28 protein-coding genes and 1 pseudogene are annotated in these 25,511 nt (G+C 71.6%); 26 read left to right on the top strand and 3 right to left on the bottom strand.

The features are described 5' to 3' along the window. Positions 1-3: 3 nt before the first annotated feature. A complete protein-coding gene (locus OHS17_RS24645; protein WP_330313907.1) occupies positions 4-849 on the bottom strand; it encodes an SAM-dependent methyltransferase in 846 nt (281 codons plus the stop codon). A gap of 515 nt (positions 850-1,364) precedes the next feature. Here OHS17_RS24645 and OHS17_RS24650 point away from each other — a divergent pair. The 18 genes from OHS17_RS24650 to OHS17_RS24735 all read left to right on the top strand — a co-directional run bounded on the left by OHS17_RS24650 (position 1,365) and on the right by OHS17_RS24735 (position 15,066). Next, positions 1,365-1,958, top strand: a complete 594-nt coding sequence (locus tag OHS17_RS24650; RefSeq protein WP_018521397.1) for a hypothetical protein — start codon at positions 1,365-1,367, stop codon at positions 1,956-1,958. Positions 1,959-2,115: 157 nt separating this feature from the next. Then, positions 2,116-2,550 (top strand): 30S ribosomal protein S16, encoded by a 435-nt coding sequence (rpsP, locus tag OHS17_RS24655; RefSeq protein WP_018102390.1) that lies wholly within the window; start codon positions 2,116-2,118, stop codon positions 2,548-2,550. Between the two features lie 2 nt (positions 2,551-2,552). Continuing rightward, entirely contained in the window at positions 2,553-2,792 is a 240-nt protein-coding gene (locus OHS17_RS24660; protein ID WP_005311361.1) for an RNA-binding protein, read from the top strand. Between the two features lie 80 nt (positions 2,793-2,872). After that, a complete protein-coding gene (gene rimM / locus OHS17_RS24665) occupies positions 2,873-3,457 on the top strand; it encodes a ribosome maturation factor RimM (protein WP_330313908.1) in 585 nt (194 codons plus the stop codon). Then, positions 3,457-4,278, top strand: coding sequence for a tRNA (guanosine(37)-N1)-methyltransferase TrmD (trmD, locus tag OHS17_RS24670; protein ID WP_330313909.1), 822 nt, complete (start codon positions 3,457-3,459; stop codon positions 4,276-4,278). Before rimM ends, trmD begins: the two co-directional genes overlap by 1 nt. 129 nt (positions 4,279-4,407) lie before the next feature. Next, positions 4,408-4,758 (top strand): 50S ribosomal protein L19, encoded by a 351-nt coding sequence (gene rplS, locus OHS17_RS24675; protein WP_018102387.1) that lies wholly within the window; start codon positions 4,408-4,410, stop codon positions 4,756-4,758. A gap of 45 nt (positions 4,759-4,803) precedes the next feature. Next, positions 4,804-5,586, top strand: coding sequence for a signal peptidase I (lepB, locus tag OHS17_RS24680; protein ID WP_330313910.1), 783 nt, complete (start codon positions 4,804-4,806; stop codon positions 5,584-5,586). After that, the gene (gene lepB / locus OHS17_RS24685) at positions 5,579-6,640 is read left to right on the top strand and encodes a signal peptidase I (protein ID WP_330313911.1); all 1,062 of its coding nucleotides are present in this window, start codon (positions 5,579-5,581) and stop codon (positions 6,638-6,640) included. The genes lepB (OHS17_RS24680) and lepB (OHS17_RS24685) overlap by 8 nt, the downstream gene beginning before the upstream one ends. Then, a complete protein-coding gene (gene lepB / locus OHS17_RS24690) occupies positions 6,522-7,448 on the top strand; it encodes a signal peptidase I (RefSeq protein ID WP_330315341.1) in 927 nt (308 codons plus the stop codon). The genes lepB (OHS17_RS24685) and lepB (OHS17_RS24690) overlap by 119 nt, the downstream gene beginning before the upstream one ends. Next, positions 7,445-8,365: a signal peptidase I gene (gene lepB, locus OHS17_RS24695; protein ID WP_330313912.1), complete on the top strand. Its 921-nt coding sequence runs from the start codon at positions 7,445-7,447 to the stop codon at positions 8,363-8,365. Before lepB (OHS17_RS24690) ends, lepB (OHS17_RS24695) begins: the two co-directional genes overlap by 4 nt. Before the next feature lie 51 nt (positions 8,366-8,416). Continuing rightward, positions 8,417-9,166: a signal peptidase I gene (lepB, locus tag OHS17_RS24700; protein WP_330313913.1), complete on the top strand. Its 750-nt coding sequence runs from the start codon at positions 8,417-8,419 to the stop codon at positions 9,164-9,166. Next, entirely contained in the window at positions 9,156-9,644 is a 489-nt protein-coding gene (locus OHS17_RS24705) for an NUDIX hydrolase (RefSeq protein WP_330313914.1), read from the top strand. The genes lepB (OHS17_RS24700) and OHS17_RS24705 overlap by 11 nt, the downstream gene beginning before the upstream one ends. A gap of 63 nt (positions 9,645-9,707) precedes the next feature. Then, entirely contained in the window at positions 9,708-10,016 is a 309-nt protein-coding gene (locus OHS17_RS24710; protein ID WP_043444228.1) for a DUF2469 domain-containing protein, read from the top strand. An 84-nt stretch (positions 10,017-10,100) separates the two neighbouring features. Then, positions 10,101-10,460, top strand: coding sequence for a YraN family protein (locus tag OHS17_RS24715; protein WP_330313915.1), 360 nt, complete (start codon positions 10,101-10,103; stop codon positions 10,458-10,460). Position 10,461: 1 nt separating this feature from the next. Beyond that, on the top strand, positions 10,462-12,087 hold the full coding sequence (locus OHS17_RS24720; protein ID WP_330313916.1) for a YifB family Mg chelatase-like AAA ATPase: 1,626 nt from the start codon (positions 10,462-10,464) through the stop codon (positions 12,085-12,087). 56 nt (positions 12,088-12,143) lie between these two features. After that, positions 12,144-13,358 carry a DNA-processing protein DprA gene (gene dprA / locus OHS17_RS24725; protein ID WP_443066145.1) on the top strand — a complete coding sequence of 405 codons (1,215 nt, stop codon included), beginning with the start codon at positions 12,144-12,146 and terminating at the stop codon, positions 13,356-13,358. Positions 13,359-13,553: 195 nt separating this feature from the next. Continuing rightward, entirely contained in the window at positions 13,554-14,390 is an 837-nt protein-coding gene (gene whiG / locus OHS17_RS24730) for an RNA polymerase sigma factor WhiG (RefSeq protein ID WP_026171422.1), read from the top strand. A 103-nt stretch (positions 14,391-14,493) separates the two neighbouring features. Next, positions 14,494-15,066, top strand: a complete 573-nt coding sequence (locus OHS17_RS24735) for a TetR/AcrR family transcriptional regulator (protein WP_073863156.1) — start codon at positions 14,494-14,496, stop codon at positions 15,064-15,066. Between the two features lie 128 nt (positions 15,067-15,194). On the opposite strand, the pseudogene OHS17_RS24740 reads toward OHS17_RS24735, so the two are convergent. Continuing rightward, positions 15,195-15,761 (bottom strand): annotated as a pseudogene (locus tag OHS17_RS24740) (murein hydrolase activator EnvC family protein); the annotation flags it as partial. 275 nt (positions 15,762-16,036) lie between these two features. On the opposite strand from OHS17_RS24740, the gene rpsB reads away from it, so the two are divergent. The 5 genes from rpsB to OHS17_RS24765 all read left to right on the top strand — a co-directional run bounded on the left by rpsB (position 16,037) and on the right by OHS17_RS24765 (position 20,624). Further along, positions 16,037-16,945 (top strand): 30S ribosomal protein S2, encoded by a 909-nt coding sequence (rpsB, locus tag OHS17_RS24745; RefSeq protein ID WP_330313917.1) that lies wholly within the window; start codon positions 16,037-16,039, stop codon positions 16,943-16,945. 97 nt (positions 16,946-17,042) lie between these two features. Further along, complete coding sequence (gene tsf / locus OHS17_RS24750) at positions 17,043-17,879, top strand: translation elongation factor Ts (protein ID WP_093705743.1); 837 nt, start codon at positions 17,043-17,045, stop codon at positions 17,877-17,879. Between the two features lie 156 nt (positions 17,880-18,035). Further along, positions 18,036-18,812, top strand: a complete 777-nt coding sequence (pyrH, locus tag OHS17_RS24755; protein ID WP_330313918.1) for a UMP kinase — start codon at positions 18,036-18,038, stop codon at positions 18,810-18,812. A gap of 157 nt (positions 18,813-18,969) precedes the next feature. After that, positions 18,970-19,527 carry a ribosome recycling factor gene (frr, locus tag OHS17_RS24760; RefSeq protein ID WP_018102371.1) on the top strand — a complete coding sequence of 186 codons (558 nt, stop codon included), beginning with the start codon at positions 18,970-18,972 and terminating at the stop codon, positions 19,525-19,527. Further along, complete coding sequence (locus OHS17_RS24765; RefSeq protein ID WP_330313919.1) at positions 19,527-20,624, top strand: phosphatidate cytidylyltransferase; 1,098 nt, start codon at positions 19,527-19,529, stop codon at positions 20,622-20,624. Before frr ends, OHS17_RS24765 begins: the two co-directional genes overlap by 1 nt. Positions 20,625-20,691: 67 nt before the next feature. Here the strand turns inward: OHS17_RS24765 and OHS17_RS24770 are convergent, their stop codons facing one another. Further along, positions 20,692-21,219, bottom strand: a complete 528-nt coding sequence (locus tag OHS17_RS24770; protein ID WP_330313920.1) for a hypothetical protein — start codon at positions 21,217-21,219, stop codon at positions 20,692-20,694. A gap of 117 nt (positions 21,220-21,336) precedes the next feature. Between OHS17_RS24770 and rlmN the strand changes: the two genes are divergently transcribed. The 3 genes from rlmN (at position 21,337) to OHS17_RS24785 (ending at position 25,509) form a co-directional block, all read left to right on the top strand. Beyond that, positions 21,337-22,443 carry a 23S rRNA (adenine(2503)-C(2))-methyltransferase RlmN gene (gene rlmN / locus OHS17_RS24775; RefSeq protein ID WP_018102368.1) on the top strand — a complete coding sequence of 369 codons (1,107 nt, stop codon included), beginning with the start codon at positions 21,337-21,339 and terminating at the stop codon, positions 22,441-22,443. A gap of 271 nt (positions 22,444-22,714) precedes the next feature. Continuing rightward, positions 22,715-23,818 carry a thiamine ABC transporter substrate-binding protein gene (locus OHS17_RS24780; protein ID WP_330313921.1) on the top strand — a complete coding sequence of 368 codons (1,104 nt, stop codon included), beginning with the start codon at positions 22,715-22,717 and terminating at the stop codon, positions 23,816-23,818. A gap of 86 nt (positions 23,819-23,904) precedes the next feature. Then, positions 23,905-25,509, top strand: coding sequence for an ABC transporter permease (locus tag OHS17_RS24785; protein ID WP_330313922.1), 1,605 nt, complete (start codon positions 23,905-23,907; stop codon positions 25,507-25,509). The last annotated feature ends 2 nt before the right edge of the window (positions 25,510-25,511 follow it).

Genomic DNA, 25,511 nt, shown 5'->3' on the forward strand with positions numbered 1-25,511 from the left:
CGGTCACGTCGTGCAGACCAGGTACCGGAACACGTTGGACATCCACACCGTGCCGTCCGGCCGCCGGTGCGGGTGCAGCGCCTCGGCGAGCTCCTTCTCCACCTGCCACCGGTCCGTCGCCCGGACCGCCGCCTCGAACAGCCGGGTCGACAGCAGGCCGCGTACCGCGCTGTCCATGTCCGCGTAACCGAACGGGCAGGCCACCCGGCCGGAGCCGTCCGGCCGCAGCCCGGCCCTGAAGGCCACGTCCTCCAGATCGTCGCGGCGCGGTCCGCGCCAGCCGCCGCCCGGTCCGCGCCCGTCGTCGGCGAGCCGCCCGGCCACCCGGAGCACCGACTCCGTGGCACACCGCTCCGGCGGGCCCCAGCCGGTCAGGACGACCGTGGCGCGCCGGTCCGCCGACGGCACCGCGGTCTCCAGCGCCCGCACCAGCTCCTCGCCGTCGCCCGCCTCGCAGCCGATCGGGGTGAACGCGGTGATCAGGTGGTGCGGCCCGCCGTCCGCCGCCTCGGCGACGCTCTCCGTGAGCAGCGGGGCGGCGGCCGGCGCGCCGTGGTCCTCCGGCGCGGGCAGCAGCCGGGTCCTGGCGAGGGCGAGGCGGTCCGGGTCGGTGTCCACGCCGGTGACCGAGGCGCCCCGGCCCACGGCCATCAGCAGCGCCAGGCCGGAGCCGCAGCCGAGCGAGAGCATCCGCGTGGCGGGCCCCACCTCCAGCCGCGTGTACACCGCTTCGTACAGCGGTGCCAGCATCCGTTCCTGGATCTCCGCCCAGTCGCGGGCGCGGGTGGCGCCGTCCGCGAGGGCGGACGACTCCGTGTGCCGGTGGTGCCGAACGAGCGTTGGTGTCATGGAATGCGCCCCAATCCGCCGAGGTTGCCGGTTCTGCCGATCGGTCGTGCCCGAGTGGACGGCCGTGCCGTCCGGTGACGCGCGCTCCCCCGTATGCCAGAGAACTGCGCATCCGCCGCCGCGTCCAGAGGTCTGCGGGGCGTGGTTGTCCGCACTGCCGTCCGGCGCACGACGGCACCGGCGCACCCGGACGGCGGGGACGCCCCGGGGGGTCCGTCCCGTCCTCTGCCGGTCCAGTCTCACCCGACACGCCGGTGGGGGCACGTCGAGCACGTCAGGGCGGTGCGGGTACCCTCGCCCCTGCCGCCCGCCCCCGGAGGGGGCGCGTACCGTCTCCACGCGCGCAGGCGTACGCGCCGCTACGTACCGGCTTGGTGCGAGCTGTGAGGCTTCTCCGCAGATCAGCGCACCCGCCCTGCGTCGCGACGCATGAAGGTCAACCGACTGGTACGTGCAAAATATTTGGGATGGCCCGGAATCGGAACACCGAGGGCCCCGCGCTCGTTGGTCACGACGTGAGCACGACACCACCTGTACTTGCCGCAGAGCTGGCGCAGGCGTGGGCCGACATTCAGCGGTACCACCCCGAGCTGCCCGATCTCGCCGCACCCGAGTCCCTGATCGGAGAGTCCTCGTCCGCCTGTGGCGCCGAGCTCTCCTTCGAGCGACTGCTCCACGAGGCAGTCCACGGCATCGCCGCCGCCAGAGGTGTCCGCGACACCTCGCGCGCCGGCCGCTATCACAACCGACGATTCCTGGCGATCGCCGAGGAGCTGGGCCTCGACCATGCCGAGGAGCCCCATCCCAGCAGCGGCTTCTCGCTGGTCACGCTCAACCCCGAGGCCAAGCGCCGCTACCGGCCGACGACGGAGCGGCTGCAGCGCGCCCTCAAGGCGCACACCGTGGCCACCGCCGCCGACACCAAGCGCTCCTTCCGCGGCCCGGCCGCCCGGCACGGCTCCTCCGGAGGGGGCGTGCGGGTCAAGGCCGTCTGCGACTGCGGACGCAATGTGCGCGTGGTCCCCTCGGTCCTCGCCCAGGCGCCGATCGTCTGCGGCGGCTGCGGAAAGCCGTTCCGGATCCCGGAGACCGCGGTCGCGGTGGGGTGAGCCGATGGGGTGTGGCACAATGGCTAGCTGTACTCGACAGTCGCACAGGACCCCTCTCTCCTCCGGCTGACGCGTCCATCGGGCACCCGAGTACCGCAACCCCACGTGGCATCTTCGTTGTGCCCAACCACGTCATAGACCAGGAGACACCACTTCCGTGGCAGTCAAGATCAAGCTGAAGCGTCTGGGCAAGATCCGTTCGCCTCACTACCGCATCGTCGTCGCCGACTCCCGTACCCGCCGTGACGGCCGGGCCATCGAGGAGATCGGTCTGTACCACCCGGTGCAGAACCCGTCGCGCATCGAGGTCAACTCGGAGCGTGCGCAGTACTGGCTGTCCGTCGGCGCCCAGCCGACCGAGCCGGTTCTCGCGATCCTGAAGCTCACCGGTGACTGGCAGGCGCACAAGGGCCTCCCGGCCCCCGCGCCGCTGCTGCAGCCGGAGCCCAAGGCCGACAAGCGCGCCCTGTTCGAGGCCCTCTCCAGCGATGGTGAGGAGTCGAAGGGCGAGGCCATCACGCCGAAGGCGAAGAAGGCCGACAAGAAGGCGGACGAGGCTGCTGCCGCCTCCGCCGAGTCGACCGAGGCCTGAGCATGCTCGAGGAGGCTCTCGAGCACCTCGTGAAAGGCATCGTCGACAACCCCGATGATGTGCAGGTCGCCTCGCGCAACCTGCGCCGTGGCCGCGTGCTCGAGGTCCGGGTCCACCCCGACGACCTCGGCAAGGTGATCGGCCGCAACGGCCGCACCGCACGCGCGCTGCGTACCGTCGTGGGCGCCATCGGCGGCCGTGGCATCCGCGTCGACCTCGTCGACGTGGACCAGGTTCGCTGACAGAAGTTGAACACCGGCACGGGCCGGGGAGGGCCAAGCGCCCGCCCCGGCCCGTCGTCGTACGACAGGAGAGACACAAGGTGCAGTTGGTAGTCGCGCGGATCGGCCGCGCCCACGGCATCAAGGGCGAGGTCACCGTCGAGGTGCGCACGGACGAGCCGGAGCTGCGGCTCGCGCCCGGCGCCGTCCTGGCCACCGACCCCGCCACGACGGGCCCGTTGACGATCGAGACCGGCCGGGTGCACAGCGGCAGGCTGCTGCTGCGCTTCGAGGGCGTGAAGGACCGTACGGCCGCCGAGGCGCTGCGCAACACCCTGCTGATCGCCGACGTGGACCCGGCGGAGCTCCCGGAGGACCCCGAGGAGTTCTACGACCACCAGCTGATGGACCTGGACGTGGTCCTCGCCGACGGCACCGAGATCGGGCGGATCACCGAGATCACGCATCTGCCCTCGCAGGACCTCTTCATCGTGGAGCGGCCGGACGGCAGCGAGGTGATGATCCCGTTCGTGGAGGAGATCGTCACCGAGATCGATCTGGAGGAGCAGCGCGCGGTGATCACCCCGCCGCCCGGCCTGATCGACCCGAGCGAGGCGGTCGTGGCGTCCGCGCGCGAAGCGGAGGCCGAGGCCGAGGGTTCGGAGCCGAAGGCCGAGGACGCCTGATGCGGCTCGACGTCGTCACGATCTTCCCCGAGTACCTGGAACCGCTGAACGTCTCGCTGGTCGGCAAGGCCCGTACGTCCGGCCGCCTCGACGTCCATGTGCACGACCTGCGCGACTGGACGTACGACCGGCACAACACCGTGGACGACACCCCGTACGGCGGCGGCCCCGGCATGGTCATGAAGACCGAGCCGTGGGGCGAGGCGCTGGACGAGGCCCTCGCGGACGGTTACGAGGCCGGCGCGCACTCCCCGGTCCTCGTGGTGCCCACGCCGAGCGGAAGGCCGTTCACGCAGGAGCTCGCCGTCGAGCTCTCCGCGTGCCCCTGGCTGCTCTTCACCCCGGCCCGCTACGAGGGCATCGACCGGCGGGTGACCGAGGAGTACGCCACCCGGATGCGGGTGGTCGAGGTGTCCATCGGCGATTACGTGCTGGCGGGCGGGGAAGCCGCGGTGCTGGTGATCACCGAGGCGGTGGCCCGGCTGCTGCCCGGCGTCCTCGGCAACGCGGCCTCCCACCAGGACGACTCCTTCGCCCCCGGCGCGATGGCCAATCTGCTGGAGGGGCCCGTCTACACCAAGCCGCCCGAGTGGCGCGGCCGGTCCATCCCCGATGTGCTGCTCAGCGGCCACCACGGGAAGATCGCGCGCTGGCGGCGGGACGAGGCGCTGCGCCGTACGGCCGTCAACCGGCCCGGACTGATCGAGCGCTGGGAGGCGTCCGCCTTCGACAAGAAGGACCGGGAGATGCTTTCCATCCTCGGCTGGTCGCCCGAGCCGGGTGGCCGATTTTGGCGCAGGCCCGACGCCGTGGAAGAATAGGCCGCTGCGGTCCGTCCGGCGTGCGCCCCTGCCACAGGGGGACACGACGCCCGCTCCGACGAGACCGGCCCCTGACATTCATCACTCTCCCGTCGATGACCTGTGGCATCGGCGAAGAAAGCAGACAACATGGCTTCCCTGCTCGACGACGTCAATGCCGCGTCGCTGCGTACCGACGTCCCGGCGTTCCGCCCCGGTGACACCGTCAACGTTCACGTCCGCGTGATCGAGGGCAACCGCTCCCGTGTCCAGCAGTTCAAGGGCGTCGTCATCCGCCGCCAGGGCGCGGGCGTCAGCGAGACCTTCACGGTCCGCAAGGTCTCCTTCAGCGTCGGCGTCGAGCGCACCTTCCCGGTGCACAGCCCGATCTTCGAGAAGATCGAGCTCGTGACCCGCGGTGACGTCCGTCGCGCCAAGCTGTACTTCCTCCGTGAGCTGCGCGGCAAGGCCGCGAAGATCAAGGAGAAGCGCGACCGCTGAGCTGACTGCCTGGTCCACAGGGTGTCCGGTTAAGCTCTGGGCCCGATGGACACGCAAGCAGAACTCCAGGAGCGCGATCGCTCCTCCGCACCCGATACGGGTCCGGGGGAGAGGTCGCGCTCTTCGCGTGTCCGCGACCGGCTCACCTCCCCGAGGTCCTGGCGGCTGTCCTGGCGGGGCACGCTCGGGCTCGGCGCGGTCTGCGCGGTGTTCGTGCTCCTCTTCAGCACCTTCGTGGTGCAGCCCTTCCTGATCCCCAGCGGTTCGATGGAGCAGACGCTCCGGGTGGGCGACCGGGTTCTCGTCAACAAACTGGCGTACCGCTTCGGCGCCGTCCCCCGCCGCGGTGACGTGGTGGTCTTCGACGGCACCGGCTCGTTCGTACGCGAGGGGGCGGAGCAGAACCCCGTCGCCGCGCTGCTGCACGGGGCCGCGGCGTCCCTCGGGCTCGCCGAGCCCGCCGAGACCGACTTCGTGAAGCGGGTGGTGGGCGTGGGGGGCGACCGGGTGGTCTGCTGCGACGTGCGGGGCCGGATCGAGGTGAACGGCCGGGCGCTGGACGAGGACTACCTCTTCCCCGGGGACGCGCCCTCGAAGGTGCCCTTCGACATCGTGGTGCCGGAGGGCACCCTGTGGATGATGGGCGACCACCGTTCCCGTTCCCGGGACTCCCGCGACCACCTGGGGGAGCCGGGCGGCGGCATGGTGCCGGTGGACCGGGTGATCGGGCGGGTCGACTGGTTCGGCTGGCCGCTGGGCCGGGTCGGCTCGCTGCCGGGGACCGCCGCCTTCGACTCCGTACCGGCGCCCGGCCCGTCGCATGGGTAGCCACGGGCGCCACGGTGCCCCGGCGGCGGACGGAGGGGCGCGCTCCCTGCCCACCCGGGCCGAGCGGCGCAAGCTGGCCCGCAAGGTGCGGCGCAAGCGCCGCAGATCGGCGGCGCGGGAGATCCCGCTGCTGATCATGGTGGCGCTGCTGATCGCGCTCGTCCTCAAGACCTTCCTCGTACAGGCGTTCGTGATCCCGTCCGGGTCGATGGAGCAGACCATCCGCATCGGCGACCGGGTGCTCGTGGACAAGCTGACGCCCTGGTTCGGCTCGAAGCCGCAGCGCGGCGACGTCGTCGTGTTCCGCAACCCCTCGGACTGGCCGCCGCCGATCCAGGAGAGCCCCGGGGAGTCGCCCGTCGTCGTCAAGCAGGTGAAGCAGGCGCTCACCTTCGTCGGGCTGCTGCCGTCGGACGACGAGCAGGACCTGATCAAGCGGGTCGTGGCCGTCGGCGGCGACACCGTGAAGTGCTGCGCGTCGGACGGAAGGCTCCTCGTCAACGGCATGGCGGTCACGGAACCGTACGTCTATCCCGGCGATTCACCCTCCACCATCAAATTCGAGGTAAAGGTTCCGGAGGGCCGCCTCTTCGTCATGGGCGACCACCGGTCCAATTCCGCCGATTCGCGCTTCCACATGGACAAGACGGCGGACGGCACGATCTCCGAGGACGCGGTCGTGGGGCGGGCCAAATGGATCGTCTGGCCCTTCGGGCACTGGACCGGCCTGGAGCAGCGCTCGGCCTTCGCCTCGGTCCCGGACGCGCGTGCCGGTACGGCGGCCGCCTCGGGACCGTCGAATAGTGTGTCCAGTGATCCAGGCGGATTGATCCGGCTCCCGACCCCTGCGGAACTCCCGCTCGTTATGGGAGTGGTGGGCCTGCGTCGGCTAGGACGCGGGCGGTGGCACGGAGTAAGGAGTGGATGTGGGGGATTTGGCGGTCGGCGCACGATCCGGACACGACGAACCCGAGGACCGGCCGGGCCGTCCGGCACATTCCGAGCCCGCCGGAGCGGCGGAGGACGGGACGACGGTGAGCGGGACGGACAGTGACGGCGGCGCGTCCGGGGGCAGCACGGCCCGGAAGAAGAATCCCCGCCCGTTCTGGAAGGAGCTGCCGCTCCTCATCGGCGTCGCCCTCGTTCTGGCGCTGCTGATCAAGACGTTCCTGGTGCAGGCGTTCTCGATTCCGTCGGACTCGATGCAGAACACGTTGCAGCGGGGTGACCGGGTTCTGGTGGACAAGCTGACGCCGTGGTTCGGTTCGGAGCCGGAGCGCGGCGAGGTCGTCGTCTTCCACGACCCGGGCGGCTGGCTGGAGGACAGCCAGGCCCCCGAGCCGAACGCGGTGCAGAAGTTCCTCAGCTTCATCGGCCTCATGCCCTCGGCCGAGGAGAAGGACCTGATCAAGCGGGTCATCGCGATCGGCGGTGACACCGTGGAGTGCAAGAAGGGCGGCCCCGTCCAGGTCAACGGCAAGGCGCTGGACGACAAGTCCTTCATCTTCGCGGGCAACAGCGCCTGCGACGACGAGCCGTTCGGGCCGATCAAGGTGCCCAAGGGCCGGATCTGGGTCATGGGCGACCACCGGCAGAACTCCCTGGACTCGCGGTACCACCAGAACCTGCCGGGCAACGGCACCGTCTCCAACGACGAGGTGGTCGGCCGGGCCATCGTGATCGCGTGGCCGGTCAGCCGCTGGGCGACCCTCCCGATCCCGAAGACCTTCGACCAGCCCGGCATCAACGCCGCCGCCGCGGCGGCCCCCGCGGTGATCGGTTTCGCGGGGGCGGTGCCCCTGGTGCTCTGGCGCAGGCGGCGCCGGATCACGACCGCCGGCACAGTGAGGAACGACGCGTGAGCGACCTGGCAGACGGAGCACAGTCCGAACAGGCGCGGTCCGCGGATACCTCCGCCGCCGAGCCCTCCGCCGCCGAGCCCTCCGCTGCCGAGCCCTCCGCCGCGGAGTCCTCGGCCGCAGAGCCTTCTTCCACCGAGCCCGAGGCCGGCAAGAAGAAGAAAAGCCGGCCGTTCTGGAAGGAGCTGCCGCTCCTCATCGGTATCGCGCTGGTCCTGGCCCTGTTCATCAAGACGTTTCTGGTGCAGGCGTTCTCGATTCCGTCGGACTCGATGCAGAACACGTTGCAGCGGGGTGACCGGGTTCTGGTGGACAAGCTGACGCCGTGGTTCGGTTCGGAGCCGGAGCGCGGTGAGGTCGTCGTCTTCCACGACCCGGACGGCTGGCTGGACGGCGAGCCGACCCCGAAGCCCAACGCCGCGCAGAAGTTCCTGAGCTTCGTCGGGCTGATGCCGTCCGCCGAGGAGAAGGACCTGATCAAGCGGACGATCGCGGTCGCCGGTGACACCGTGGAGTGCAAGAAGGGCGGCCCGGTCGAGGTCAACGGCAAGGCGCTGGACGACAAGTCCTTCATCTTCGAGGGCAACAGCCCCTGCGACGACATGCCCTTCGGGCCGTTCAAGGTGCCCGACGGCAAGATCTGGGTGATGGGCGACCACCGCCAGGACTCGGCGGACTCCCGCTACCACACCAGCGACGCCAACAAGGGCTTCGTGCCGGTGAGCCAGGTCGTGGGCCGGGCCGTGGTCGTCGCGTGGCCGGTGAACCGCTGGTCCGTGCTGTCCGTCCCGGACACCTTCGACCAGCCCGGGATCAGCGCTGCGGCCGGTGCCGCACCGGGCGTCCTCGGCCTCGCGGGCGCGGTGCCGTTCGTGATCCGGCGCAGGCGGAGGCTGACCGCCGGGCGTACTGCCGGGTAGGGTGCCCACGCGGATCAGCGCGATTGTCGATCTCCGATGGGGGACGCCGGTATGGGTGCAACAGGTCGTACGGACGACGGCCGCGGCCGGCTCGGCAGCAGGCTGTCCGGGGTGGCGGTGGCCCTCGGCTGCCTGCTCTTCCTCGGCGGCTTCGCCTGGGGCGCGTTCGTCTACCAGCCCTACACGGTGCCCACCGGGTCGATGACCCCGACGGTCGAGGCCGGTGACAAGGTCCTCGCGCAGCGCGTGGAAGGCAGCGAGGTCCGGCGAGGTGACGTCGTGGTGTTCAACGACCCGGAGTGGGGCAACACCCCCATGGTGAAGCGGGTCGTCGGCGTCGGCGGCGACAAGGTCGCCTGCTGCGGCAAGGACGGCCGCCTCACGGTCAACGGCATACCCATGGACGAACCGTATCTGCGGTCACCCGGCCGCGCCTCGGCCCAGGACTTCACCGCCGAGGTCCCCAAGGGCCAGCTCTTCCTGCTGGGCGACGACCGCACGGTCTCGCTGGACTCCCGGGTCCATCTGGAGGACGCCATGCACGGCTCGGTGCCCCGGGACGCCGTGGAGTCCAGGATCGACGCCGTCGCCTGGCCGCTGGGCTCCATGATCGACCGGCCCGAGGCGTTCGCCGCGCTGCCGGGCGGTGTCTCGTCGGCCGGGCCGCTCGGGCTCCAGCTGACCTCGATGGTGGTGGGCATCGTGCTCATCCTGGGCGGGGCGGCGTACGGCCCGCTCGCGGCCCGTGCCGCTCGGCCGAAGCGGAGCGCGAAGCCGAAGGCGACCGCCGGTGTCCGCTGAGGTGCGCAGGGTCGCCCGTCTGGTGCTCCTCGATCCGGACGACCGGATTCTGCTGATGCACGGCTTCGAACCGGAGGACCCGTCCCGCACGTGGTGGTTCACCCCGGGCGGCGGCCTGGAGGGCGACGAGACCCATGAGCGGGCAGCGCTGCGCGAGCTGGTCGAGGAGACCGGGATCACCGAGGCCGAACTGGGCCCGGTGGTCTGGCGCCGCCGGTGCTCCTTCGACTTCGACGGCCGGCGATGGGACCAGGACGAGTGGTACTTCCTGGCCCGTACGGCACAGACCGCCACGGACACCAGCGGCCACACATGGCTGGAACGCCGCAGTGTCACGGGGCTGAGGTGGTGGACCTCCGCCGAACTGTCGGCGACGCGTGAGACGGTGTACCCCACCGGGCTCGCCGACCTGCTCCGGAGGCTGCTCGAAGAGGGCCCTCCGCGTACGCCGGTGGACCTGGCCCCCGGAAGCGGCTGAGCGGCCGGGGCGCCGGAGCCCGGCGCACAATGGGGAAACGCACGGCTGAAGGGGAACATGCCAATGAGCGCCGAGGACCTCGAGAAGTACGAGACCGAGATGGAGCTGAAGCTCTACCGGGAGTACCGCGATGTCGTCGGTCTGTTCAAATTCGTGATCGAGACCGAACGGCGCTTCTACCTCACCAACGACTACGAGATGCAGGTGCACTCGGTCCAGGGCGAGGTGTTCTTCGAGGTGTCCATGGCGGACGCCTGGGTCTGGGACATGTACCGGCCCGCCCGGTTCGTGAAGCAGGTACGGGTGCTCACGTTCAAGGACGTCAACATCGAGGAGCTCAACAAGAGCGATCTCGAACTTCCGGGTGGCTGAGTTATCCACAATCGCCCGCTTGTCCACCAAGATCCACTGAAGTAGGGCGGACGCGTCAGAGTCGGTGCCGGAGGTGGTGCCGATATGAACGCACGGGGGGCTCTCGGGCGGTACGGCGAGGACCTGGCGGCGCGGCTGCTGGCCGACGCCGGCATGTCCGTACTGGAACGGAACTGGCGCTGTCGCGCCGGTGAGATCGACATCGTCGCGATGGACGGGGACGCGCTCGTCATCTGCGAGGTGAAGACCCGCAGATCGGGTGCGTACGAGCATCCGATGGCCGCGGTCACCCCCGCGAAGGCCGAGCGGCTGCGCCGGCTGGCCGCGCTCTGGCTGGAGCGGCACGGGGGCCCGCCGCCGGGCGGGGTGCGCATCGACCTGGTCGGGGTGGTGCTGCCCGACCGCGGCGCGCCCCTGGCCGAGCACGCGCGGGGGGTGGTCTGAGATGGGGTTCGCGCGTGCCTGCTCGGTCGCCCTGGTCGGCGTCGAGGGCGTGGTGGTGGAGGTCCAGGCGGACCTGGAGGCCGGTGTGGCGGCGTTCACGCTGGTGGGGCTGCCCGACAAGAGCCTGGTGGAGAGCCGGGACCGGGTCAGGGCGGCCGTGGTCAACTCCGGCGCGGAGTGGCCGCAGAAGAAGCTCACGGTGGGGCTCTCCCCGGCCTCGGTGCCCAAGGGCGGCTCGGGCTTCGACCTGGCCGTGGCCTGCGCGGTCCTGGGCGCGGCGGAGCGGATCGACCCCGCGTCGATCGCCGATGTGGTGATGATCGGGGAGCTGGGGCTCGACGGCCGGGTGCGTCCGGTACGGGGTGTGCTTCCCGCCGTCCTGGCGGCGGCCGACGCCGGATATCGCCAGGTGGTCGTCCCGGAACAGACCGCGGGCGAGGCGGCCCTCGTCCCCGGCGTCTCCGTGCTCGGGGTGCGCAGCCTGCGGCAGCTGATCGCGGTGCTGTGCGACGAACCGGTGCCGGACGAACAGCGGGCCGAGGAGGAGGGCCGCCCCGATCCGATGCTCGCCGGGCTGATGGTGCCCGGCGCCGGACTGGGCACCGGCCTCACCAGGGGCGCGGCGGCCGGGGACGGCGCCCGGCCGGACCTGGCGGACGTGGCGGGCCAGGAGCGGCCGCGCAAGGCCCTGGAGATCGCCGCGGCGGGCGGCCACCATCTGCTGCTGACCGGTCCGCCGGGCGCCGGCAAGACCATGCTGGCCGAGCGCATGCCCGCGATCCTGCCCCCGCTCACCCGGCAGGAGTCCCTCGAAGTGACCGCCGTCCACTCGGTGGCCGGCATCCTGCCACCGGGCGAGCCCCTGATCGCCCGGCCGCCGTACTGCGCGCCGCACCACTCGGCGACCATGCAGTCGCTGGTCGGCGGGGGCAACGGACTGCCCAGGCCGGGGGCCGTCTCGCTCGCCCATCGCGGAATCCTCTTCCTGGACGAGGCGCCCGAGTTCTCCGTGAAGACACTGGACGCGCTGCGCCAGCCCCTGGAGTCCGGGCACGTCGTGGTGGCCCGCAGCGCGGGGGTGGTCCGGCTGCCGGCCCGCTTCCTGATGGTGCTCGCCGCAAATCCGTGCCCCTGCGGGCGGCACACCCTGAGCGGTGAGGGCTGCGCGTGCCCGCCGTCGGCGGTGCGGCGGTATCAGGCCAGGCTCTCCGGGCCGCTGCTCGACCGGGTGGACCTCAGGGTGACCGTCGCCCCGGTCACGCGGGAGGACCTGATGGGGCGGGGCGGCCGGGGCGAGTCCACGGAGACCGTCGCCGCCCGGGTGCGGGAGGCCCGGGAGCGCGCGGCCGAGCGGCTGGCCGGGACGCCCTGGACGACCAACAGCGAGGTGCCGGGACACGAGCTGCGGACCCGGCTGGCCGCGGCCCCGGGCGCGCTGATGGCGGCCGAGCGGGACATGGAGCGCGGGCTGCTCACGGCCCGGGGCCTGGACCGGGTGCTGCGGGTGGCGTGGACGGTCGCTGACCTGCGCGGCGCGGCCCGCCCGGACGCGTCGGACGTGGCCGCCGCCCTGGAGCTGCGCAGCGGCATCCCGCGCGGGGTGCCGCTGGGGGCGGGGGCGCCGTGACGGGGTACGGGGGAGGTGGGCTCGAGTACGGCGCGGACCGGGGTGCGGGCGGGGGTGTGGAGCCGGCGGATCGCGCGGGCCCGGCGGATCGCGCGGGCCCGGTGGCGGCCGGGGGCGCGGGCGCGGCGGAGCGGCTGGCGCGGGCGGCGCTGACCCGGGTGCTGGAGCCCGGCGACGAGCGAGGCGGGCGGTGGCTGCGGGAGTGCGGCGCGGCCGGGCTGTGGCGGCGCATCACGGACCCGGCCGGGGAGGCGGAGCGGCTGCGCGGCATGACGGTGCGGCGGCTCGCGGGCTACCGGCTCCGGGCCGCCCGGGCCGACCCGGAGCGGGACCTGGCCGCCGTCGCCGCGGTCGGCGGGCGCTTCGTCTGCCCCGGCGACCGCGAGTGGCCGACGCAGCTCGACGACCTGGGCGACGCCCGGCCGACCGGGCTGTGGGTGCGCGGAGGGCCCGATCTGCGGCTCTGGGCGCTGCGCTCGGTCGCCGTGGTCGGCGCCCGCGCCTGCACCCCGTACGGGGCCCACATGGCGACGACCCTGGGCGCGGGGCTCGCGGAGCGCGGCTGGGTGGTCGTCTCGGGCGCCGCCTTCGGGGTGGACGGCGCGGCGCACCGGGGTGCGCTGGCGGCGGGCGGGGCGACGGTGGCGGTGCTGGCCTGCGGGGTGGACGTGGCCTATCCGCCGGGCCATGCCGAGCTGATCGCACGGGTGGCCGGGCAGGGGCTCGTCATCGGCGAGCTCCCGCCGTCCGAGCACCCGACGCGCAGCCGGTTCGTCCTGCGGAACAGGGTGATCGCCGCGTTGACGCGGGGGACGGTGGTCGTGGAGGCGGAGTACCGCAGCGGATCGCTGGTGACGGCGCGGGTCGCGCAGCGGCTGGGGCGCTTCACCATGGGGGTTCCCGGGCCGGCGACCAGCGGTCTTTCGGCCGGTGTCCACGAACTCCTGCGCGGCGAGGGCGTGCTGGTGACGGACGCCGCCGAAGTGGCCGAGCTGGTGGGCGACATCGGGGACCTGGCGCCGTCCAGGAGCGGTCCGGTGCTGGCCCGGGACCTGCTGGACGCCGTCGCCGGGCAGGTGCTGGACGCGCTGCCGGCGCGCTCCGCCGTCGACGCCCGGGAGGTGGCGCGGGGCGCGGGGACCAGCGCCGACGAGGCCCTCGGCAAGCTGTACGAACTGCTCTCACTGGGATACGTCGAACGCGTGGGTGGGGGATGGAGGTTGACGCGGAGGCCGACTTGCCGGGACGACGCGCGGCGAGGCGGTTCTTGACCTGGGGCATTCGGGTGAAAAGGTGATGCCGATGACCTCGGCGGACGCTTCTGCGGTGACTCCGGGGCCGGTGAGCGCCCGGTCTCCATCCCCTATCCTGCGCGCACCGCGACAACCCAGTCACGCTACGCTCACAAGGATTCCGCCCCAGAGACAAGTCCCAGCACTTCACGGCAGAACGGCTCAAGGCACCACATGCCCCCTCACACCTCCGGGTCTGACCGCGCGGCAGTACCACCGGCTGCGCGTGGCACTGTGCGCCCTCCCGCCCCGTCCTCGCTCGACGAGTTGTGGCGCTCGTACAAGACGACCGGCGACGAGCGGCTGCGGGAGCAGCTGATCCTGCACTACTCGCCCCTGGTCAAGTACGTCGCCGGGCGGGTGAGCGTGGGCCTGCCGTCCAACGTCGAGCAGGCGGACTTCGTCTCGTCCGGGGTGTTCGGGCTGATCGACGCCATCGAGAAGTTCGACGTCGAACGGGCCATCAAGTTCGAGACGTACGCGATCACCCGCATCCGGGGCGCGATGATCGATGAACTCCGGGCACTGGACTGGATCCCGCGCTCCGTGCGGCAGAAGGCGCGCGCCGTCGAACGCGCCTACGCGACGCTGGAGGCGCAGCTGCGCCGCACCCCCTCCGAGGCGGAGGTCGCGGCGGAGATGGACGTCACGCTGGACGAACTGCACGCCGTCTTCAGCCAGTTGTCCCTGGCCAATGTGGTCGCGCTGGAAGAGCTGCTGCATGTGGGCGGCGAGGGCGGGGACCGGCTGAGCCTGATGGACACGCTGGAGGACACCGCCGCCGACGACCCGGTGGAGGTGGCGGAGGACCGGGAGCTCAGACGGCTGCTCGCCCGGGCGATCAACACCCTCCCGGACCGCGAGAAGACGGTCGTCACGCTCTACTACTACGAGGGCCTGACCCTCGCCGAGATCGGCAACGTCCTCGGCGTCACCGAGAGCCGGGTCAGCCAGATCCACACCAAGTCGGTGCTCCAGCTCCGCGCGAAGCTGGCGGACGCCGGGCGCTGAGCCGGTCCGCCGGGGACAAGGACCGGTCACCTCGGCCCGCGCGGGTACCGCTCGGCGGCGGTCGCCGTAGAGTGGAGTCGTGCCCAGGATTCGAGCGGCCTCCGTGGCCGAGCACCGGACCATGCAGCGCGGCGCCCTCCTGGACGCAGCGCGCTCCCTGCTGTCCGAAGGGGGCACGGAAGCGCTGACCTTCCCCGCCCTCGCCGAACGCACGGGCCTCGCCCGGTCCTCCGTCTACGAGTACTTCCGCTCCCGCGCCGCCGTCGTGGAAGAGCTCTGCGCCGTCGACTTCCCCGTCTGGGCGGCCGAGGTGGAGAGCGCGATGGAGCGGGCGGGGACGCCCGAGGAGAAGATCGAGGCGTACGTCCGGCGCCAGCTCGACCTGGTCGGGGACCGGCGCCACCGGGCCGTGGTCGCGATCTCCGCCAGCGAACTGGACGCGGGCGCCCGCGAGAAGATCCGGGCCGCGCACGGCGGGCTCATCGCCATGATCGTGGAGGCGCTCGGCGACCTCGGCCACGCGGAGCCCCGCCTCGCGGCCATGCTGCTCCAGGGCTCCGTGGACGCCGCCGTCCGGCGCATCGAGCTGACCGTGGCGGAGGAGCCCGGCGTCATCGCCGACACGGCCGTCGCCATGATCCTCGACGGCGTCCGGGGCGCCGGCACCCGCGACTGACCCCGCCGCGTCGGCGCCCGCGACCGGCCCCACCCCACCGGACCCCGCCGCGACGCCCGACACCACGGCGCCGCGAGCGCCACCAGCAGGGCGGGCCCGGCGGCCCCGTGCGCGGCCGGTGCCCCCGCCCTCGGCGGCTCCGGCAGCGGCACCCCGTACACCGGCAGCAGGCGCGAAGGGCCGCGCCGCAGTAGTGACGGGGGCAGCAGTGACAGCGGGTCCAGATACGCCTCCCCCCGGCGCAGCCCCCAGTGCAGGCAGCCCGCCGCGCAGTGGAACGGCCCCGCCTCCAGCACGGCCACCACCTGGCCCGCCGCGACCTCGTCGCCCTCCGCGACCAGCGGGCGCACCGGCTCGTACGTCGTCCGCAGCGGCGGGTCGCCCGTGCCCGCGAGCTCGACGGAGACCACCCCGCGCCCGGCGACCGCCCCCGCGAACGACACCCGGCCCGCGGCGGCCGCCAGCACCTCGGTGCCCGGCGCGGCGCCCAGGTCCACGCCCCGGTGGCCCGGCCCGTAGGGACCGGCGGGCGGCTCCCATCCCCGTACGACCGAGGGACGCCCGGCCAGCGGCCAGGCCCGCTCCCCGCCGTCCGCCGCCACGGCGGTGCCCGGCCAGCCGCCCCACGCCGTCAGCGCGGCGAGCACCACGGCCCAGGGCAGCCACCACCGTGCCCGTTCGCATGTGATTCGCATGGCGCCACCGTCCCCCGGACCCCGCCCGCGCGGGGATCATGAGCCGGATCTGTGGACTACCGGCCGGTTGTGGACAGCGCCGTCACCCGGGACCCGGACGGTCCCGTACACTTCTTCAGGCGACCCGGGTCACCGGGTCGACTTCGCACGCCCCGCCACCACCGGTTCAACGGAGGTGGCCGCGCCCCTCGGTCCCTTGTGGCAGGCGCGCCGGGGCGTCAGGCGCGACAGCAATCCTGCTGCCGCGGCAACCGAGAAAATCAAGGAGTACGGCCATGGCCGTCGTCACGATGCGGGAGCTGCTGGAGAGCGGCGTCCACTTCGGTCACCAGACCCGTCGCTGGAACCCGAAGATGAAGCGCTTCATCTTCACCGAGCGCAACGGCATCTACATCATCGACCTGCTCCAGTCGCTGTCGTACATCGACCGCGCCTACGAGTTCGTCAAGGAGACCGTCGCGCACGGCGGCTCCATCATGTTCGTGGGTACGAAGAAGCAGGCCCAGGAGGCCATCGCCGAGCAGGCGACGCGCGTCGGCATGCCGTACGTCAACCAGCGCTGGCTCGGTGGCATGCTCACCAACTTCTCCACCGTCTACAAGCGCCTCCAGCGCCTGAAGGAGCTGGAGCTCATCGACTTCGAGGACGTGGCCGCCTCCGGCCTCACCAAGAAGGAGCTCCTGGTCCTCTCCCGCGAGAAGGCCAAGCTGGAGAAGACCCTCGGTGGTATCCGCGAGATGCAGAAGGTGCCGAGCGCCGTCTGGGTCGTCGACACCAAGAAGGAGCACATCGCCGTCGGTGAGGCGCGCAAGCTCCACATCCCGGTCGTCGCGATCCTCGACACCAACTGCGACCCCGACGAGGTCGACTACAAGATTCCGGGCAACGACGACGCGATCCGCTCCGTCACCCTGCTCACCCGCGTGATCGCCGACGCCGTCGCCGAGGGCCTCATCGCCCGCTCCGGCGCCGCCACCGGCGACTCGAAGCCGGGCGAGAAGGCCGCCGGCGAGCCCCTCGCCGAGTGGGAGCGTGACCTGCTCGAGGGCGACAAGAAGGCCGACGCCGAGGTCCAGTCCTCCGCCGAGACCGAGAAGGACGCCGACGCCGACGCGAAGCCGGAGGCCATCGCCGCCGAGCAGGCCGAGACCGAGGCCCCGGCCGCGGACGCCGAGCAGGCCTGACACCCGTCACGGCTGAAGACGGCGGGGGCCGGTGCACTGGCACCGCCCCCGCCGTCCACCCGTAGATCTTTCAGACTTCGAGAGAGAACACAGACTCATGGCGAACTACACCGCCGCTGACGTCAAGAAGCTCCGCGAGCTCACCGGCGCCGGCATGATGGACTGCAAGAAGGCGCTCGACGAGGCCGACGGCAACGTCGACGGCGCCGTCGAGGCACTGCGTATCAAGGGCCAGAAGGGCGTCGCCAAGCGCGAGGGCCGTTCCGCCGAGAACGGCGCGGTCGTCTCGCTCGTCTCCGAGGACAGCACCTCCGGTGTGCTCGTCGAGCTCAAGTGCGAGACCGACTTCGTCGCCAAGGGTGACAAGTTCCAGGCCGTCGCCAACGCCCTCGCCGCGCACGTCGCCGCGACCTCCCCGGCCGACCTGGAGGCGCTGCTCGCCTCCGAGATCGAGCCCGGCAAGACCGTCCAGGCGTACGTGGACGAGGCCAACGCCAACCTCGGCGAGAAGATCGTCCTGGACCGCTTCGCGCAGTTCCAGGGTGCCTTCGTCTCGGTCTACATGCACCGCACCATGCCCGACCTGCCCCCGCAGATCGGTGTGATGGTCGAGCTGGACAAGGCCGACGCCGACCTGGCCAAGGGCCTCGCCCAGCACATCGCCGCCTTCGCGCCGAAGTACCTCTCCCGCGAGGACGTCCCGGCCGAGGTCGTCGAGGCCGAGCGCCGCGTCGCCGAGGAGACCACCCGCGCCGAGGGCAAGCCCGAGGCCGCCCTCCCGAAGATCGTCGAGGGTCGCGTCAACGGCTTCTTCAAGGAGGCCACCCTCCTCGGCCAGCCGTACGCGCTGGACAACAAGAAGTCGGTCCAGAAGGTTCTGGACGAGGCCGGTGTCACCCTGAAGCGCTTCACGCGTATCAAGGTCGGCATCTGAGTCCGTCCGCGAAAAACGGCGGACCCGGTAGGGTCTGGTGCAGTCGACGGCCGCACACCGCCGTACGACCGCAGATCTGACGAGGAGGCCATTGCCGCAAGGGACACCAGACCCATCGGCAATGGCCTTCTTCGTATGTGCACGAGGAGAATCCCCATGAACAAGGGCGCGGACGCCGCCAAAGACGACGACAAGCGCGAGGACGGCAAGGTGCGCGGACGCTTCATGCTGAAGCTGTCCGGAGAGGCGTTCGCCGGTGGCGGGGGCCTCGGTGTCGACCCCGACGTCGTGCACGCCATCGCCCGTGAGATCGCGGCCGTCGTCCGGGACGGCGCGGAGATCGCGATCGTCATCGGCGGCGGCAACTTCTTCCGCGGCGCCGAGCTCCAGCAGCGGGGCATGGACCGGGCGCGCTCCGACTACATGGGCATGCTCGGCACCGTGATGAACTGCCTCGCCCTCCAGGACTTCCTGGAGAAGGAGGGCATCGACTCCCGGGTCCAGACCGCCATCACCATGGGCCAGGTCGCGGAGCCGTACATCCCGCTGCGCGCCGTGCGGCACCTGGAGAAGGGCCGCGTCGTGATCTTCGGCGCGGGCATGGGCATGCCCTACTTCTCCACCGACACCACCGCCGCCCAGCGCGCCCTGGAGATCGACGCCGAGGCGTTGCTTATGGGGAAGAACGGTGTGGACGGGGTCTACGACTCCGACCCGAAGACCAACCCCGCCGCGGTCAAGTTCGACGCGCTGGAGTACAGCGAGGTGCTCGCCCGCGACCTCAAGGTCGCCGACGCCACCGCCATCACGCTCTGCCGTGACAACGAGCTGCCCATCCTCGTCTTCGAGCTCACCGCGGCGGGCAATATCGCCCGCGCCGTCAAGGGTGAGAAGATCGGCACGCTCGTGAGCGACCAGGACACCCGCGCCTGACCACCGGCGCGTCCACCGGTGAGGCCCGGTGGAACAGGGGCGCGGGACCGCCCCGGAAGATGGACAACGGCCTGCCGGTCGGACACCGTGCAGGTGAGGACGCGACGCAGGACCCGCCGGGCCCGCCGGGCCCGTTCAAGACACGCAGGAGCACGTGGTGATCGAAGAAACCCTCCTCGAGGCCGAGGAGAAGATGGAGAAGGCCGTCGTCGTCGCGAAAGAGGACTTCGCCGCGATCCGCACCGGCCGTGCGCACCCGGCGATGTTCAACAAGATCGTCGCCGACTACTACGGTGCGCCGACCCCGATCAACCAGCTGGCCTCGTTCTCGGTGCCCGAGCCCCGTATGGCCGTCGTGACGCCGTTCGACAAGACCGCGCTGCGCAACATCGAGCAGGCCATCCGCGACTCGGACCTCGGCGTCAACCCGAGCAACGACGGCAATATCATCCGGGTCAACTTCCCCGAGCTGACCGAGGAGCGTCGCCGCGACTACATCAAGGTCGCGAAGACGAAGGCCGAGGACTCCAAGATCTCGATCCGCGCCGTCCGCCGCAAGGCCAAGGAAGCGCTCGACAAGCTGGTCAAGGACAAGGAGTCCGGCGAGGACGAGGTGCGCCGCGCCGAGAAGGAGCTCGACGACACCACCGCGAAGTACGTCGCGCAGGTGGACGAGCTGCTGAAGCACAAGGAAGCCGAGCTGCTCGAAGTCTGATGAACGACTCTTCCTGGGGCGCTCCGCAGGGCGCCGGCCAATGGGTCGCGCCGGAGATGCAGGGCGCTGCGGCGGGTCCTGCCTACGATGTGCACGACGCCCAGCAGACTCGGCCCATGCCCATCGTGCCGGACGTTCCCGACGCAGGTAGAGACGCTGAAGACCGTGATCACCGGGACCAGGGGGCCGGACGCCTGAGCGGCGGCCCCCTGTTCCGCGACGAGAAGCCGCAGGAGCCCATGCCGACCGCGCCGCCGCCCCCGCCCCCGCCTCCGCAGAAGAAGCGCGCGGGCCGGGACCTGGGAGCCGCCATAGGGGTCGGCGTGGGGCTCGGCGCCCTGGTCGTCGTCTCGCTCTTCTTCGTCAAGGAAGTCTTCGTCGGCGTCATCGTCCTCGCCGTCGTCGTCGGGCTGTGGGAGCTCACCTCCCGGCTGGAGGAGCGCAAGGGCATCAAGGCGTCCCTCGTGCCGCTCGCCGTCGGCGGCGCGGCCATGGTCGTCGCGGGGTACGCGCGGGGGGCCGAGGGTGCCTGGGTCGCCATGGCCCTGACCGCCCTGGCGGTGCTCGTGTGGCGGATGGCGCAGCCGCCCGAGGACTACCTCAGGGACGTCACGGCGGGCATCTTCGCCGCGTTCTACGTGCCCTTCCTGGCCACCTTCGTCGCCATGCTCCTGACCGCCGACGACGGCCCGCAGCGGGTGCTGACCTTCCTGCTGCTGACCGTGGTCAGCGACACGGGGGCGTACGCGGTCGGCTGGCGGTTCGGCAAGCACAAGCTGGCTCCGCGCATCAGCCCCGGCAAGACCCGCGAGGGCCTGCTCGGGGCGGTCACGTTCGCCATGGTGGCCGGTGCGCTGTGCATGCAGTTCCTGATCGACGACGGTTCCTGGTGGCAGGGGCTGCTGCTGGGTCTCGCGGTCGCGGCCAGCGCCACCCTGGGCGACCTGGGCGAGTCCATGATCAAGCGGGATCTCGGCATCAAGGACATGGGCACGCTGCTGCCGGGCCACGGCGGGATCATGGACCGGCTGGACTCGCTGCTGCCGACCGCCCCGGTGGTGTGGCTGCTGCTGGTGCTGTTCGTCGGCTCCGGCTGAGACCGGCGTCCGCGCACATGGCTGAGGGGCCACCGCTCGCGAGCGGTGGCCCCTCAGCCATGTGGCGTCAGCCCTGTTCGCGCAGCGCGACCCGCATGTCGCGGTAGAGGGCCACCGCCCGGCGGCGCATCCACAGGATCCAGGCACAGAACACCGCCACGAAGGCGGCGAAGAGCAGGGCGTACCCGAGGGAGCCATGGGTGGCGCCGAGGACGAGCAGACCGATCGCGACCAGGCCCACGGCGCCCAGCCAGTACGGCAGCCACCGCTTGCTCCGCTCGATCCGGCCCAGCTGGTCGTCGACGAGCCGCCGCAGCACCGCCCGCTCCTGCGGGTCGCGCGGCACCTCGCCGCGGCGGACCTTGCGCAGGAGCCCGGCGACGGTGCTCGGGGAGGCGCCCGTGACCCGCCTCGTGCGCCTCCGCTGGAGGGCCACGGCCACCATCACGACGACGGTGTACACGGCGCCCTGGACCAGCCACATGGCCGGGGGGTCGTCGTGGCGTAACAGCGCGTTCAGGCCCACACCGAGTCCGAAGACCACCAGGCCCTGACCGATCAGGCTGTCGTTGAACCAGTGTTTGACGGTGTGCACGGCACCTACCTCCTGCGGCGGCTTCGGAACTCCCTGTGCTGTCCCGGTTACCCCGTGAGCCGCCCCTCACCGCGACGCAAACGGGCACCTTCGCGCGTCTGCGACACTGGAAGAACCATGCCTAAGCCCGGAGAACTCACTTTCGTCGCGCCCCGCGGAGCCAAGAAGCCGCCGCGGCACCTCGCCGACCTCACGCCCGCCGAGCGCAGGGAGGCCGTCGCCGCGATCGGCGAGAAGCCGTTCCGCGCGCAGCAGCTCTCGCAGCACTACTTCGCGCGGTACGCGCACGACCCGGCCGAGTGGACCAACATCCCGGCCGGATCGCGGGACAAGCTCGCCGAGGCGATGTTCCCCGACCTGATGTCCGTCGTCCGGCACATCAGCTGCGACGACGACACCACCCGTAAGACCCTCTGGAAGCTGCACGACGGGACGCTGGTCGAGTCCGTCCTGATGCGCTACCCGGAGCGGGTCACGATGTGCATCTCCTCACAGGCCGGCTGCGGGATGAACTGCCCGTTCTGCGCGACCGGGCAGGCCGGTCTCGACCGGAACCTCTCCACCGCGGAGATCGTCCACCAGATCGTGGACGGCATGCGCGCCCTGCGCGACGGCGAGGTCCCCGGCGGCCCCGCCCGGCTCTCCAACATCGTCTTCATGGGCATGGGCGAGCCGCTGGCCAACTACAACCGCGTCGTCGGCGCGATCCGCCGGCTGACCGACCCGGAGCCCGACGGCCTCGGCCTCTCGCAGCGCGGGATCACCGTCTCCACCGTCGGCCTGGTGCCCGCGATGCTGCGGTTCGCCGACGAGGGCTTCAAGTGCCGCCTCGCGGTCTCGCTGCACGCCCCGGACGACGAGCTGCGCGACACCCTCGTGCCGGTGAACACCCGGTGGAAGGTGCGCGAGGTGCTGGACGCAGCGTGGGAGTACGCGGAGAAGTCGGGCCGCCGCATCTCCATCGAGTACGCCCTGATCCGCGACATCAACGACCAGGCGTGGCGCGGCGACCTGCTGGGCCGCCTCCTCAAGGGCAAGCGGGTCCACGTCAACCTGATCCCGCTGAACCCGACGCCCGGCTCCAAGTGGACCGCCTCGCGGCCCGAGGACGAGCGGGCGTTCGTGGAGGCCATCGCGAACCACGGCGTGCCGGTCACCGTCCGCGACACCCGGGGCCAGGAGATCGACGGCGCCTGCGGGCAGCTGGCGGCCTCCGAGCGCTGAGGCGGGCGGCCGTCGGTGCTCGGGGTCCCGGCCGAAAACGGCCGTGTAGCCTGGGGCCGAAATCAACTGCATATTCCGACAGGGGAGCGCCACAGCGCTGAGAGTGCGGCACCAAGGACAGGTTGGCCGCAGACCCTCTGAACCTCGCCCGGGTCATTCCGGGTAGGAAGTTCGGACCTTACTCAAGCTGTTGCGCCCTGCCCGCTTCCGGCTCCGGCCGGTGTGCGGGCAGGGCCGCGTCTCTTCCTGGTCACTCCAGGAGGAATCACACATGAGCACCACCCAGAAGGCCGCGGTGGCGGCCGTCGCCGCCGCGCTCGGCGTCACCGCGCTGGCCGGCTGCGGAAGTTCCGACGACTCGGCTTCCGGTTCCGGTTCGACCAAGGGCTCCGGTTCCAAGACCGTCACCCTGGTCAGCCACGACTCCTTCAACGCCTCCAAGGACGTGCTGAAGGAGTTCACCCGGGAGACCGGCTACACCGTCAAGGTCCTCAAGAGCGGGGACGCGGGCGCCGCCCTGAACCAGGAGATCCTGACCAAGGGTTCGCCGCGCGGCGACGTCTTCTTCGGCGTCGACAACACCCTGCTCTCGCGCGCCCTCGACAACGGCCTGTTCACCCCGTACGAGGCCAAGGGCCTGGACCGGGTCCCGGCCGATGTCCAGCTGGACGCGGACAAGCACCGGGTCACCCCGGTCGACACCGGTGACATCTGCGTCAACTACGACAAGAAGTACTTCGCCGACAAGAAGCTCGCGCCGCCGAAGACCTTCGCCGACCTGGCGAAGCCCGCGTACAAGGACCTGCTCGTCACCGAGAACGCCGCGACCTCCTCGCCCGGCCTCGGCTTCCTCCTCGGCACCGTCGGAACCTTCGGCGAGGACGGCTACCAGGACTACTGGAAGAAGCTGAAGGACAACGGCGTCAAGGTCGTGGACGGCTGGGAGCAGGCGTACAACGAGGAGTTCTCCGGCTCGGCCGGCGGGAAGAAGGCCAAGGCCGACCGCCCGCTCGTCGTCAGCTACGCCTCCAGCCCGCCCGTCGAGGTGCTGTACGCGGACCCGCAGCCGAAGACCGCGCCGACCGGGGTCGCCACCGGGACGTGCTTCCGCCAGATCGAGTTCGCGGGTCTGCTGGACGGCGCGAAGAACGAGGCGGGCGGCAAGGCCCTGCTGGACTTCCTCATCGGGAAGAAGTTCCAGGAGGACATGCCGCTCACCATGTTCGTCAGCCCGGTCGCGAAGGACGCGAAGGTGCCCGGGCTCTTCACCGAGTTCGGTGCCACCGCGGACAAGCCGGCGACCGTCGCCCCGGACGCCATCGCCAAGAACCGTGAGCAGTGGGTCCAGTCATGGTCCTCGCTCGTAGTGAAGTAGCGAAGACTCCCGTACGCGGACCGGGCGCGCGCGGGAGATCCGCACGCGCCCGGGCCCGGCGCGGTACCGCGGTGCGGCTCGGCCTGATGGCCGTGCCCGTCGCGTTCTTCGCCGTGTTCTTCGCCTACCCGGTCGCCGCGATCGTCGGCCGGGGGCTCAAGGCGGACGGGGTCTGGCAGTTCGGCCGGTTCGGCGAGGTGCTGGCCCGGCCGGAGATCCGGGACGTCCTGTGGTTCACGCTGTGGCAGGCGCTCGCCTCGACCGCGCTGACCCTGCTGATCGCGCTGCCCGGCGCGTATGTCTTCGCCCGGTTCGAGTTCCCCGGCAAGCAGGTGCTGCGGGCCGTGGTCACGGTGCCGTTCGTGCTGCCGACCGTCGTCGTGGGCACCGCGTTCCTCGCGCTGCTCGGGCGCGGCGGGCTGCTGGACGAGCTGTGGGGCGTACGGCTCGACACCACCGTGTGGGCGATCCTGCTGGCGCACGTCTTCTTCAACTACGCGGTCGTCGTCCGGACCGTCGGGGGGCTCTGGGCACAGCTCGACCCGCGCCAGGAGGAGGCCGCCCGGGTGCTGGGCGCGAGCCGGTTCACCGCCTGGCGCCGCGTCACGCTGCCCGCGCTCGCCCCGGCCGTGGCCGCCGCCGCGCTGATGGTCTTCCTCTTCACCTTCACCTCTTTCGGGGTCGTACAGATCCTCGGCGGTCCCGGCTTCTCCACGCTGGAGGTGGAGATCTACCGGCAGACCGCGCAGTTGCTCGCCCTGCCCACGGCCGCCGTGCTGACGCTCGTGCAGTTCGCCGCCGTCGGCGCGATCCTCGCCGTGCACGCGTGGACCGTACGCCGCAGGGAGCGCGCGCTGAAGCTGGTCGACCCGGCGCAGACCGCGCGCAGGCCGCACGGGGCCGGGCAGTGGACGCTGCTCGCCGGAGTCCTGCTGAGCGTGCTGCTGCTGGTCCTGCTGCCGCTCGCCGTCCTGGTGGAACGCTCGCTGGGCGGCTCCGGATTCGCCTACTACCGCGCGCTGACCTCGGCGGACGCCAACAGCGGTACGTTCCTGGTGGCGCCCGTCGAGGCCATCGGGAACTCCCTGCGCTACGCCCTCGTCGCGACGCTGTTCGCCCTCGTCGTCGGCGGGTTCGCCGCCGCCGCGCTCACCCGGCGGGCGGGCCGGCTCGTCCGGGGCTTCGACGCGCTGCTGATGCTGCCGCTCGGGGTCTCCGCCGTCACCGTCGGCTTCGGCTTCCTGATCACCCTGGACAAGCCGCCGCTGGACCTCCGTACCTCCTGGATCCTGGTGCCGCTCGCCCAGGCGCTGGTCGGGGTGCCCTTCGTCGTACGGACCATGCTGCCGGTGCTCCGGGCGGTGGACGCGCGGCTGCGCGAGGCCGCGGCGGTGCTCGGGGCCTCGCCGCTGCGGGCCTGGCGCGAGGTGGACTTCCCGCTCGTACGGCGGGCGCTGCTGGTCGCCGCCGGGTTCGCGTTCGCGGTGTCGCTGGGGGAGTTCGGCGCGACCGTGTTCATCGCGCGGCCCGACAACCCGACGCTGCCGGTGGCCGTGGCGCGGCTGCTCGGCCGGTCCGGGGATCTCAACTACGGCCAGGCCATGGCCCTCAGCACCGTCCTGATGCTCGTGTGCGCGGTGTCGCTGCTGCTGCTCGAACGCATCCGCACCGACCGATCCGGGGAGTTCTGAAA

The sequence above is a fragment of the Streptomyces sp. NBC_00523 genome (genome assembly GCF_036346615.1).
GTDB lineage: Bacteria > Actinomycetota > Actinomycetes > Streptomycetales > Streptomycetaceae > Streptomyces.

Bases quoted from the DNA above. Each gene is read 5' to 3' on its own strand.
- trmD (WP_330313909.1), top strand. From the start codon at position 3,457: ATGCGGCTCGACGTCGTCACGATCTTCCCCGAGTACCTGGAACCGCTG.
- whiG (WP_026171422.1), top strand. From the start codon at position 13,554: ATGCCCCCTCACACCTCCGGGTCTGACCGCGCGGCAGTACCACCGGCT.
- OHS17_RS24780 (WP_330313921.1), top strand. From the start codon at position 22,715: ATGAGCACCACCCAGAAGGCCGCGGTGGCGGCCGTCGCCGCCGCGCTC.
- OHS17_RS24715 (WP_330313915.1), top strand. From the start codon at position 10,101: ATGAACGCACGGGGGGCTCTCGGGCGGTACGGCGAGGACCTGGCGGCG.
- lepB (WP_330313911.1), top strand. From the start codon at position 5,579: ATGGGTAGCCACGGGCGCCACGGTGCCCCGGCGGCGGACGGAGGGGCG.
- pyrH (WP_330313918.1), top strand. From the start codon at position 18,036: ATGAACAAGGGCGCGGACGCCGCCAAAGACGACGACAAGCGCGAGGAC.
- rlmN (WP_018102368.1), top strand. From the start codon at position 21,337: ATGCCTAAGCCCGGAGAACTCACTTTCGTCGCGCCCCGCGGAGCCAAG.
- OHS17_RS24765 (WP_330313919.1), top strand. From the start codon at position 19,527: ATGAACGACTCTTCCTGGGGCGCTCCGCAGGGCGCCGGCCAATGGGTC.
- OHS17_RS24720 (WP_330313916.1), top strand. From the start codon at position 10,462: ATGGGGTTCGCGCGTGCCTGCTCGGTCGCCCTGGTCGGCGTCGAGGGC.
- rpsB (WP_330313917.1), top strand. From the start codon at position 16,037: ATGGCCGTCGTCACGATGCGGGAGCTGCTGGAGAGCGGCGTCCACTTC.
- OHS17_RS24660 (WP_005311361.1), top strand. From the start codon at position 2,553: ATGCTCGAGGAGGCTCTCGAGCACCTCGTGAAAGGCATCGTCGACAAC.
- rplS (WP_018102387.1), top strand. From the start codon at position 4,408: ATGGCTTCCCTGCTCGACGACGTCAATGCCGCGTCGCTGCGTACCGAC.
- lepB (WP_330313913.1), top strand. From the start codon at position 8,417: ATGGGTGCAACAGGTCGTACGGACGACGGCCGCGGCCGGCTCGGCAGC.
- OHS17_RS24785 (WP_330313922.1), top strand. From the start codon at position 23,905: ATGGCCGTGCCCGTCGCGTTCTTCGCCGTGTTCTTCGCCTACCCGGTC.
- OHS17_RS24710 (WP_043444228.1), top strand. From the start codon at position 9,708: ATGAGCGCCGAGGACCTCGAGAAGTACGAGACCGAGATGGAGCTGAAG.
- tsf (WP_093705743.1), top strand. From the start codon at position 17,043: ATGGCGAACTACACCGCCGCTGACGTCAAGAAGCTCCGCGAGCTCACC.
- lepB (WP_330313910.1), top strand. From the start codon at position 4,804: ATGGACACGCAAGCAGAACTCCAGGAGCGCGATCGCTCCTCCGCACCC.
- OHS17_RS24645 (WP_330313907.1), bottom strand. From the start codon at position 849: ATGACACCAACGCTCGTTCGGCACCACCGGCACACGGAGTCGTCCGCC.